Here is a 1,715-nt window from a genome sequence, read left to right as displayed (position 1 = left end):
CTCATCGACCAACACCTCGGCCAGCCGGTCCCGCAGCCGCATCGCCAACGTCCCACGCGGGAACGCCGCCCGGGCGACCGCCACGGTCTGCGCCGGGATCTCGGGCAGCCCCTTCGGCTGCAACGACATGCACTCCACCTCCCGCAGCCCACGACACGACCAGGACCGCAGAGGAGATCATGCCGCACCAACGACACCCAGCCGAATTAAGCAGCAGAGTCGTCGACCAGGACGGAGCGGGACTTACGGCCGTGGGCCATGTCCGGGTCTTCCACGCTGATCCGCCGGTTTTTGGCGACCCCGCGGCGCAGCCGCGCTGTCCCGGCCGTGGTGACCTCGACGTCCTGGTCGCGGACCTGACGGGCCACCGCGACAGCGGCTTCGGCCGCCTCCGGGGCGGGCTGGGCGGCCACGAAGGTCTCCACCGCCTCCAGGGCGGCCAGCACCACCGCCAGGGCACGGTCCCGCTCGTCGGGATCGTCCCAGTCGGCGTCCAACGCGGCTTTGAGGCTGGACCCGGCCAGCACCGGTGCCCCGGCCTGGCCGGCCAGGACCCTGGTTCCCTCGGCCCGCCCCCACCCCTGCTGAGCCGCGATCACACCCAGGGCCTTGCGCAGGGCGTGTCCCATCATGTTCGGGGTGTCCTCCACCCGGCCGGCACCCCACAGCGGGCTGGAGTCCAACGCTGCGCGTAACGCCCGCGGCCCGAAGCCCTTCGTCACCGTGGCGATCTCGACGGTGCATTCGACCAGCCGCCGGTCCCACCCGGCGCCGATCAGCCGGGCGCGGAAGCCCACCAGGGTGCCCTTGGAGAAGGGAGACCGGTCGGTGTCCAGACAGTCCAGAACCAGCTGCCAACGCCGGTCCATCACCGTCGCCTCGATCACCTCGTCGTCGGAGACACCGGTATAGGCCTGCAGGATCAGCGCCAACGCCAACTGCGCCGGCTGCCCTTTCGGACTGTCGCGGTAGACCTCGGCCAGCTCGGTCTGGAACGCCTCGTCGAACAGCTCGTGGCGATACCGGCGCAGGAACACGAACAGCTTCGCCCGCCGCACCAGCCTGATCACAGTCTGTTCCGCGGTCGAGGGCTCCACCGGCGGAGCCCATATCCCAGGACGCATCAGCCAGCACCTTCCGATCAAGACGGGCACATGACACCCGCCGACCGGTGCCGCCTACCACAGCTCACATACGGCTACCTGACCGGCGCTCTAGCAGCGCGACCACGGACAGGTCCACCGCTGGTGCGACTACGGCGCCACCCAGATCGGGACCCCCATCCGCACCCCGAGCGCGAGGCTGTTCCCGAACCCGAAGAGGAACGTCAACGCGACCACCACACCGACGATCACGGTCACGATGCGGGCCGAGGCGCCCGGAACCGCCAGGTATGCGGAACGCCTGTTCGATTCGCTAGATGATGTAGACCTCGGCGCGGTCACTGGGCATCACCCCTGGTCAGGGCCCGGGTAGCGACCGGCCGAACGGCGATTTCAGGGCCAGCAACCAAGATCAAACGGTTCTTAGAGCGTGTCTTACGTCGAGCGTGGGAGCTTCTTCCAGCAGGTGATCGCGGCAGCCAGGCAGAGGAACCCGAGGAAGTTGTAGCCGTTACGTTCGTAACGCGGGCTCAGGCGGCGGTAGCCACCGAGCCAGGCCAGGGTTCTCTCGACTTTCCACCGGTGCCGGCCGAGGCGTTCGGTACTGTCCAC

The 1,715-nt window shown here is 68.9% G+C and carries 2 pseudogenes; both read right to left on the bottom strand.

The features are described 5' to 3' along the window. Positions 1–221: 221 nt before the first annotated feature. A pseudogene (locus KBI5_RS17440) lies at positions 222–1,124 on the bottom strand (transposase); the annotation flags it as partial. Between the two features lie 414 nt (positions 1,125–1,538). Beyond that, a pseudogene (locus tag KBI5_RS28775) lies at positions 1,539–1,715 on the bottom strand (IS5/IS1182 family transposase); the annotation flags it as partial.

The sequence above is a fragment of the Frankia sp. KB5 genome, assembly GCF_002099325.1.
In the GTDB taxonomy this organism is placed as follows: domain Bacteria; phylum Actinomycetota; class Actinomycetes; order Frankiales; family Frankiaceae; genus Frankia; species Frankia casuarinae.
Note: the sequence above shows the minus strand (reverse complement) of the source record. Positions and strands in the feature narration are given on the sequence as shown.